The organism is Rubellimicrobium aerolatum (assembly GCF_017872975.1).
In the GTDB taxonomy this organism is placed as follows: Bacteria; Pseudomonadota; Alphaproteobacteria; order Rhodobacterales; family Rhodobacteraceae; genus Rubellimicrobium; species Rubellimicrobium aerolatum.
The window spans coordinates 63,761-72,187 of record NZ_JAGGJP010000016.1 but is presented as its reverse complement, the minus strand read 5'-3'; the positions used below and the strand labels follow the sequence as shown (position 1 = coordinate 72,187).

9 protein-coding genes are annotated in these 8,427 nt (G+C 69.8%); 2 read left to right on the top strand and 7 right to left on the bottom strand.

All coding sequences use genetic code 11. The features are described from left to right. Positions 1-310 precede the first annotated feature (310 nt). The 4 genes from msrQ to clpB all read right to left on the bottom strand — a co-directional run bounded on the left by msrQ (position 311) and on the right by clpB (position 5,501). Positions 311-928: a protein-methionine-sulfoxide reductase heme-binding subunit MsrQ gene (gene msrQ, locus J2Z33_RS15020; protein ID WP_209842523.1), complete on the bottom strand. Its 618-nt coding sequence runs from the start codon at positions 926-928 to the stop codon at positions 311-313. Between the two features lies 1 nt (position 929). Next, a complete protein-coding gene (gene msrP / locus J2Z33_RS15015) occupies positions 930-1,832 on the bottom strand; it encodes a protein-methionine-sulfoxide reductase catalytic subunit MsrP (RefSeq protein WP_209842521.1) in 903 nt (300 codons plus the stop codon). 122 nt (positions 1,833-1,954) lie between these two features. Next, the gene (locus J2Z33_RS15010; protein ID WP_209842519.1) at positions 1,955-2,701 is read right to left on the bottom strand and encodes a VPLPA-CTERM sorting domain-containing protein; all 747 of its coding nucleotides are present in this window, start codon (positions 2,699-2,701) and stop codon (positions 1,955-1,957) included. A gap of 184 nt (positions 2,702-2,885) precedes the next feature. Continuing rightward, positions 2,886-5,501, bottom strand: a complete 2,616-nt coding sequence (clpB, locus tag J2Z33_RS15005; RefSeq protein ID WP_209842518.1) for an ATP-dependent chaperone ClpB — start codon at positions 5,499-5,501, stop codon at positions 2,886-2,888. A gap of 193 nt (positions 5,502-5,694) precedes the next feature. On the opposite strand from clpB, the gene pyrF reads away from it, so the two are divergent. After that, entirely contained in the window at positions 5,695-6,384 is a 690-nt protein-coding gene (pyrF, locus tag J2Z33_RS15000; RefSeq protein ID WP_209842516.1) for an orotidine-5'-phosphate decarboxylase, read from the top strand. 92 nt (positions 6,385-6,476) lie between these two features. Beyond that, positions 6,477-6,719: an orotidine 5'-phosphate decarboxylase gene (locus J2Z33_RS14995; protein ID WP_209842514.1), complete on the top strand. Its 243-nt coding sequence runs from the start codon at positions 6,477-6,479 to the stop codon at positions 6,717-6,719. 77 nt (positions 6,720-6,796) lie between these two features. Here J2Z33_RS14995 and J2Z33_RS14990 read toward each other — a convergent pair whose 3' ends face one another. From J2Z33_RS14990 to J2Z33_RS14980, 3 genes are read right to left on the bottom strand one after another with little or no spacing between them, the layout of a single operon-like run. Further along, positions 6,797-7,069, bottom strand: coding sequence for an NfeD family protein (locus tag J2Z33_RS14990; protein ID WP_209842512.1), 273 nt, complete (start codon positions 7,067-7,069; stop codon positions 6,797-6,799). Next, the gene (locus J2Z33_RS14985; protein WP_209842510.1) at positions 7,066-7,956 is read right to left on the bottom strand and encodes an SPFH domain-containing protein; all 891 of its coding nucleotides are present in this window, start codon (positions 7,954-7,956) and stop codon (positions 7,066-7,068) included. Before J2Z33_RS14985 ends, J2Z33_RS14990 begins: the two co-directional genes overlap by 4 nt. Before the next feature lie 33 nt (positions 7,957-7,989). Then, positions 7,990-8,424, bottom strand: a complete 435-nt coding sequence (locus J2Z33_RS14980) for an NUDIX domain-containing protein (protein WP_209842508.1) — start codon at positions 8,422-8,424, stop codon at positions 7,990-7,992. Positions 8,425-8,427: the final 3 nt, after the last annotated feature.

Here is an 8,427-nt window from a genome sequence, read left to right as displayed (position 1 = left end):
TGCAAAACGACCCCAAACCGTCGATCCCGACAAGCCTAAAGCAACCGCCCACATATCCCTTCAAGATACATTCGAATGTCAAATAGCAGGGGAGCCACTCGGAGGACGAAGGTCGCACCGACAGTCTCCCGTCGGCTCACGCTCCCCAACCCGTCCAGGTGGTCCCGGCCTCGACCGCCGCGCTGCCGCGCCGCTGTCGTCGACCGTGGATGCGGATTTAGGCAAGGCCGACCACGGGCGCAAGAGTGGAAATGAGGAAAATGCAGTCGAACGGCAGGTGACGAAGCGGAAGGACGAGGCGCAGCCGCGATCAGGCCGGGGCGCGCCTCGGGACGGGAAAGCGAAGCGCCAGAAGGCCGAGAACGAGAAACAGGTAGACCAAGGGCTCGAGAGCGAAGCCCCGGGCCAGCCAGATGTAGTGGACCGCCCCGAGGACGGCCGCCGGGTAGGTCAGCCGGTGCAGCCGCCGCCACGCCGCCCCACCCAGCCGGCGCAGGCTCGCGTCGTTCGAGGTGAGCGCGAGCGGCATGAGCAGGAGGAAGGCCGCCATGCCGACGGTCACGTAGGGCCTCTTGAGGATGTCCGCCCAGACCGCGCCGAGCGCCTGAACGTCGAGCACCGCCCAGACCAGGAGATGGGCCAGCACGAAGAAGAACGCGAGGAGGCCCAGGGCCCGGCGGAAGCGCAGGAGATTCACACCCGCGAAGCGACGCAACGGCGTCACCGCCAACGTCACGACGAGGAGCTTGAGGGCGGCGTCGCCATAAGCCCGCTCCAGCCAGTCGATGGGCTCGATCAGGGTGAAGTCGGTGAGGCCGCGCCAGAACAGCCAGACCATCCAGGCCGCGCCGCCGAGGTAGACCGTCCAGGCCGGCACCCGCCGGAGCCAGCCGTTGATCCGCTGCGCCCAGCGCGCCGGCGCCGCCACCTCAGAAGTTCTCTCTCAGGTCCATGCCCTCGTAGAGCGGCGCGACCTCCGCGTAGCCGTTGAACATCAGCGTCGGCTGACGGGAGGAGAAGAGCCCGCCGCCGATCCGCCGCTCGGTCGCCTGGGACCAGCGGGGATGGTCCACCTCGGGGTTGACGTTGGAGTAGAAGCCATATTCCGACGGGTTCGTCAGGTTCCAGGTCGCGGGCGGCTGCTCCTCGACAAGGGAGATGCGGACGATCGACTTGATCGACTTGAATCCATACTTCCACGGCACGACGAGACGGACGGGCGCGCCGTTCTGCTTGGCCAGCGGCTCGCCGTAGAGGCCGGTCGCCAGGATCGTGAGCGGGTGCCGGGCCTCATCGAGGCGCAGCCCTTCCACATAAGGGAAGTCCAGGACGCGGGCCTGCACGCCGGGCATGACCTCGGGCTGGACGGTCGTCTCGAAGGCCACGAACCTCGCCTCGGGCCGCACGCCGGCCTTGTCCAGCACGTCGGCCAGTTCCACGCCGTTCCAGGGGATCACCATGGACCAGCCCTCGACGCAGCGGAGGCGATAGATGCGCTCCTCCGCCTCCAGGCCGGCGAGAAGGTCGGCGAGAGGGTAATCTCCGGGCCGGTCCACGAGGCCATCGACCTTGATGGTCCAAGGCTCGGTCGCCATCGCGTCCGCGTGACGTGCCGGATCACCCTTGTCGTAGCCGAATTCGTAGAAGTTGTTGTAGCCTCGGATCTCCTCCAGGGAGTTGGGCTCCAGGGCCTCCTCCTGCGCGAGCGCGGGACCGGCCCAGGTGGCGGCCCCGAGCCCACCGGCGGCGGCCATGATCTGGCGGCGGTTCAGGAAGGCCGCCCGGGGCGTCACGTCGGCCCAGGTCAGGTCGTTGGTCCAGCGTCGCGCCATGGCAGTCTCCTTGTCTCATGCCTTATCTAGGCAGGATAACGTGGCGAGCCATGAAGGATTTGTCACGTTGGCGTAGGAGGATGCGATCCCGGCGGGCCGCGCCGCCGGGACCGGCGCCCGCGTCAGGAGCCGCGACGGCGCAGGGCCGCGAGGCCGCTCAAGGCCGCGAGCATCAACCAGCCCGCCGCCGGAACGGGGATGGGAGCCGTGGGCGGCAGGCTCCCCTCATCGAGCAGGGCGTAGCGGATCTCGCCCCCGAAGTAGAGCGCCTCGCCGATGCCGTTGCCCCAGAAGGAGACGGTGCTGAACGAGCCCGAGTCGTCAAAGGCGGCCACGAAGATCTCGAAGGCGCCGTTCGGGCCGAGGGCGCCGTCGGTGGAGTCGTCGGCGCTGGCCACGAGGATCGGCGCGCCGTCGTCGAAGGAGATGTAGAGGTCGGTCGTTGGGTCGTAGCAGCAGGTTGCCCAGTCGCCGACTTCGAATCCGAGCGAGTTCACCTCGTCGTCGAAGGTCAGGGTCACGCCTCCGACGAAGTAGTCGAGCGGGTCGGTCCGGGGCAGGCTTCCGCCGCCTTCGGGGAAGATGTCGATCACCTCGCCGGACAGGGCTCCGTAGGTGGTCGGGAAGATGGCGCCGCCGTCGTTGCGGGTGATCGTGTAGGCGCCCCGGTCGATGGAGGTGCCGCCCGCGCCGAGGCTGGTCCAGGTGTCCGCCGTGACGGTGCCGCCTGCTGCGGCTACGGTGGAGTCGAACGTCGCGGTGCCGCCCGCCACGTCGTCGAAGATCGTCACAGTCGCCGCGCTGACGACCGAGGCCGACAGGGCGGCGGCGGCCGCAGTCAGCAGGATCTTCCAAGGTCTCATCATCATATGCACACTCCGAACTGGGAAAGGATACCGAACCCTCGCTTGACGCAAGGTCAGCAGACACATTCCTGCCACAGTTCACGGCGGCGTGACATCTGAATCTTAACGAAGCATTAACTTTCTCTAGGCAGCTTCAAGGATCCCGTGAACCTCGCGATCCACGGGACCTTGGCTTGGGCCGGAGGGCTCAGTGCACCACCACCTCGGCGGGCCGCTCGCTCCGGGCGGAGCCGGCGACGCGGTTGCCGACGATCAGGCCGTCGGGGCCCGCCGTGACCGGCACCGTCTCGTCGTCTCGGACCTCGCCCGCGAGGATCATCTCGGCGAGTTGGTCCTGGAGCGCCCGCTGGATCACCCGCTTGAGCGGCCGGGCGCCGAAGACCGGGTCGTAGCCCTCATCGGCCAGCCACTGCTTCGCGCTCGCGTCGAGCGCCAGCGTGATCTTGCGGGCGGCGAGGCGCTTCTCCAGCCGGCGGAGCTGAATCTCCACGATGCCGGTCATGTCCGAACGGTCGAGCCGGTCGAAGATGATCTGCTCGTCGAGCCGGTTCAGGAACTCGGGCCGGAAATGCGCCCGGACCGCCTCCATCACCTCGCGCTTGGCCGCGCCCACGTCCGCGCCCTCGGGCAGCTCGGACAACGCCCGCGCGCCGAGGTTCGAGGTCAGCACGATGATCGTCTGCTTGAAGTCCACCGTGCGGCCTTGGCCATCTGTCAGAACGCCGTCGTCGAGCACCTGAAGGAGCACGTTGAACACGTCCGGGTGGGCCTTCTCCACCTCGTCGAAGAGGACGACCTGGTAGGGCCGGCGACGCACGGCCTCGGTCAGGACGCCACCCTCGTCGTAGCCCACATAGCCGGGGGGCGCGCCGATGAGGCGGGCGACGGAGTGCTTCTCCATGAACTCGCTCATGTCGATGCGGACCATCGCCGTGTCGTCGTCGAACAGGAACTCGGCCAAGGCCTTGGTCAGCTCGGTCTTGCCGACGCCGGTCGGGCCGAGGAACAGGAAGCTGCCCAGCGGCCGCCCCTCGTCGTTCAGGCCGGCGCGGGCGCGGCGGACGGCGCGGCTGACGGCCTGAACGGCCGAGTGCTGGCCGACGACGCGCTTGCCCAGCTCCTCCTCCATGCGGAGCAGCTTCTCGCGCTCGCCTTCCAGCATCCGGCTGGTGGGGATGCCGGTCCAGCGCTCCACGACTTCGGCGATCTGCTCGGGCCGCACGGCCTCCTCGACCATCGGGCCTTCGCCCTGCGCCTCGGCCTCGGACAGCTCCCGCTCAAGCTGCGGGATCTCGCCATAGGCCAGACGCCCGGCCTCGGCGAGGTTGCCCTCGCGCTTGGCGCGATCGAGCGCAGCACGCGCCTCGTCCAGCTTCTCCTTGAGGGTGCGCGCACGGTCGAGCTTGTCACGCTCGGCCTGCCATTGGGCGGTCATGGCGGCGGACTGGTCCTGAAGCTCGGACATCTCCTTTTCGAGCCGGGCAAGGCGGTCCTTCGACGCCGCGTCGTCCTCCTTCTTGAGCGCCTCGGCCTCGATCTGGAGTTGCAGGATCTGGCGATCGAGCTGGTCCAGTTCCTCGGGCTTGGAGTCGATCTCCATCCGCAAGCGGCTCGCGGCCTCGTCCATCAGGTCGATGGCCTTGTCGGGCAGGAAGCGGTCGGTGATGTAGCGGTGCGAGAGTTGCGCCGCGGCGACGAGCGCGGAGTCGCTGATCCGAACGCCGTGGTGCAGCTCGTACTTCTCCTTGATGCCGCGCAGGATGCTGATCGTGTCCTCGACGGTGGGCTCGCTCACCAGGATCGGCTGGAAACGCCGGGCGAGGGCCGCGTCCTTCTCGACATACTTGCGGTATTCGTCGAGCGTGGTCGCGCCGATGCAGTGAAGCTCCCCACGCGCGAGCGCCGGCTTGATGAGGTTGGCGGCGTCCATCGCGCCGTCAGCCTTGCCGGCCCCGACCAGGGTGTGCATCTCGTCGATGAAGAGGATGACCTCGCCGGCCGCGCCCTCGATCTCCTTGAGGACGGCCTTCAGGCGCTCCTCGAACTCGCCGCGATACTTGGCGCCCGCGATGAGCGCGCCCATGTCGAGCGCGAGCAGGGCCTTGTTCTTGAGGCTTTCCGGCACGTCGCCGTTGACGATCCGCAGCGCCAGCCCCTCGGCGATGGCGGTCTTGCCGACGCCGGGCTCGCCGATCAGGACGGGGTTGTTCTTGGTCCGGCGCGACAGGACCTGCATCGAGCGGCGGATCTCCTCGTCGCGGCCGATGATGGGGTCGATCTTGCCGTCGCGCGCGGCCTCGGTCAGGTCGCGGGCGTATTTCTTGAGGGCATCATAGCCCTCTTCCGCGCTGGCCGTGTCGGCGGTGCGGCCCTTGCGGACGTCGTTGATGGCCGAGTTCAGCCCTTGCGCGGTCACGGCCCCGGCGTCCAGCGCCTCCTTGGCCTTGGACTTGACCATCGCCAGCGCCATGAGCATCCGTTCGACCGGCACGAAGCTGTCGCCGGCCTTGGTCGCGATCGTCTCGGCCTCGTCCAGGACGCGGGCGAGCGTCGTGTCGAGGAAGGTCTGCGCGTCGCCCGACACCTTGGGCAGCCGAGCAACGGTGGCGTCCACGTGCTCGCGCACGCGAGCGGAGGAGCCGCCCGAGCGGTCGATCAGGTTGGCGGCGAGGCCCTGGTCGTCGTCCATCAGGGCCTTGAGCAGGTGTTCGGGCAGGATGCGCTGATGGCTTTCCCGCGTCGCGATCGTCTGGGCGGCTTGCAGGAATCCGCGCGACCGCTCCGTGAACTTCTCCAAGTTCATGGCATCTCCTTTCCAAAGCGCCCGGCTTCGGATCGCCCGCCCCTGCGGCACGACCCAGCGGGCCTTGAAACCGATGTGGGTAACGGGTCCGTGGCCCGCAAGGGTCCGCCCGCCCGAAGATGCATCGAATTGTCCCCGTCTTGACTTGGGACCGACCCTGCCCCCAAGGACGCCCGAACCCGGAGGACCGCCCATGCCCGATGACCGCCTGATCGTCGCCCTCGATGTCGCCGACGCCCTGTCGGGGCTGGCGCTGACCGAGGCGCTGGGGGACACGGTGTCCTTCTACAAGATCGGCCTGGGGATGCTGACCGGCGGCGGCCTCGCGCTGGCGCGGGAGCTGAAGGACGAGCATGGCAAGCGCGTGTTCCTCGACATGAAGCTGTTCGACATCGGCGCGACGGTGGAGGCGGCGGTGCGGGGGCTGGCGCGGTTCGACCTCGACTTCCTGACCGTCCACGGCGACCCGCAGGTGGTGGCCGCCGCCGTGCAGGGGGCGTCGGGTTCGGGGCTCCGCATCCTCGCCGTGACGGTGCTGACCTCGCTGGACCGCGCGGACCTCGACGCCTGCCTGATCCGCGAGGGCGATCTGTCGGGCGTGGTGACGGAGCGGGCGGCGCGGGCCCTGGCGGCAGGGGCGCATGGGGTCATCGCCTCCCCGCGCGAGGCCGGGCTGATCCGGGCGCTGCCCGAGGCGGCGGGCCGGCTGATCGTGACGCCGGGCGTCCGGCCCGAGGGCGCGGCGATGGGCGACCAGAAGCGCATCGAGACGCCCGCCGCCGCGATCCGCGCCGGGGCCGACCACATCGTGGTGGGCCGCCCGGTGTGGCAGGCGGCCGACCCGCGCGCGGCGGCGCGCGCGATCGTGGCCGAGCTGCCCTGACCGCGAACTCCCGAATGGCGAAAGCCGTTCGACCGACTGCAACCTTTCGGAGTCCAGCATCGTTTCCTCTCCGAGCCGAGCAGGAGATCCCGATGCAGACCGTCCGCGTGAAGTCGCTGCGCTACGACCCCGTGCAGGGCGCCTACGAGGGGCGCGTGGACGTGGAGCGGGACGGGCGCACCTTCCGCTATCCCTGCCGCGTGGAGGCCCCCGAATCCGCCCCGCGCGACTGGATCGAGGACGCGCTGGCCCGCCACGCCCTGCGGCAGTCGGATTCGGGCCCGTCCGACCCGGGCCTCTCGATTTCGGGCCGTCCCCAGCCGCGTCTTCACTGACGCCTGGATCGGTCCGAGGCTCCGCGACCGTGGCCCGCGGAGCCTGCGGCGCGTCCCCGGCGACGGGGGCGCGCCGTTCAGTCGTCGTTGATGTCCCGGTCGATGATGCGGACGCGGCCCCGCGCGGTGCCGAGCCAGAGGCGCAGCCCGGCATAGGCCACGGCCGAGAGCCCCGCGAAGATCACCAGCGTCCCGCCCACCCCGGCGTCGAGCCCCAGCGCCACCAGCAGCGCCGTGCCCAGCGCCCCGGCCGAGAAGCCCAGGAAGACGAAGGCGGGCAGCAGCACCTCCAGCACGCCCAGCAGGATCGCCAGCGCGACCCAGACCCACCAGAGCAGCCACCAGCTCATGGCCGGCGGCCCGCGAAGAGCCTGAAGGCGTCCCCGAACGCCTCCAGGGCGGCGGCGGGAACGACGATGGTCCGCTGGCCGTCGCCCTGCCCCAGCGCGGTCAGCGCCTCGACCTGCTTCAGGGCCACCTGATACTGCGCCGCCTCGATGCCGCTGCGGCCGATGGCCTCGGCGACCACGCCGGTCGCGTAGGCCTCGGCGTCGGCCTGGATGCGGCGGGCCTTGGCCTGCTGCTCGGCGGCGTAAAGGTCGGCGTCGGCCTGGAGCTCCACGGCGCGCTTGCGGCCCTCGGCCTCGGTGACCTGCGCCCGCCGCGCCCGCTCGGCGTTGAGCTGCTGGAGCATGGCCGACCGCGTCGCCTCGTCGAGGTTCACGTCGAGGATCTCGGCCCGCGTGACCTCGATCCCCCAGTCGTCCACCTGGTTCGCCAGGTGCTCGCGCACGGCGGCGATCAGGGAGGACCGGTTCGACTGCACCTGATCGAGCTCCATGCGCCCGATCTCGGAGCGGACGATTCCCGCCACCGTCGTCGAGATGGCGGCATCCACGTCGCGGATGCGATACACGGTCTTCTCGGGCTCGGTGATCCGGTAGAAGACGCTGATGTCCACCGCCACCAGCACGTTGTCCGAGGTGATGGCGTCCTGCCGCGAGGTCGGGAGCTGCCGTTCGAGGACCGACACCCGGTGCGCCACCCGGTCGAGGAAGGGGACGAGGAGGTTGAGGCCCGGCGACAGGACCGAGCGCAGCCGTCCGAACCGCTCCACCACGAACTTCTCGGACTGGGGCACGACGCGGATGCCCCGAACGATCGCGACGATGATGAGGAGGGCGAGGAGGAGGAGGACGATGGTCGGGCCGGACAGGCCCAGATCTTGGGGGTTCATCTTGTTCGGTCCAAAGGTCGTGGCGGCGTCACGCTAGCCGGGTCGTGGTGCCGCTCCTAGTCCGTCCAGCCAGATCCCGAGCCGGTCTTGCAGGGCGGGCACGGCGCCCGGTAGGGAGAGGAAGCGTCGGGGCGGGAGGAGGAGCCAGCCCTGCCCCTCGTCGGCCAGGACGATGCGCCGCTCGGCGCCGGGGGGCAGGCGCAGGACGAAGAACCAGCTCGTGCGCGCGGGGTCGATCATCGCCGGGAAGGGGCTTTCCCACAGCCAGTCGGCCCAGGTCAGGTCGAGGGCCACCTCCTCGCGGGCCTCGCGGATCAGGGTCTCGCGCGGGGTCTCCGCGCCCTCGCGGCCGCCGCCGACGAAGTCCCAGAAGCCGGGGAAGGGGATGGTGGGGAGGTCGTCGCGCAATGTCGTCAGGAGGCGGTCGCCGATGAGAAGCGCGCCCTTCGCTCCCATATAGTCCTGCATCCC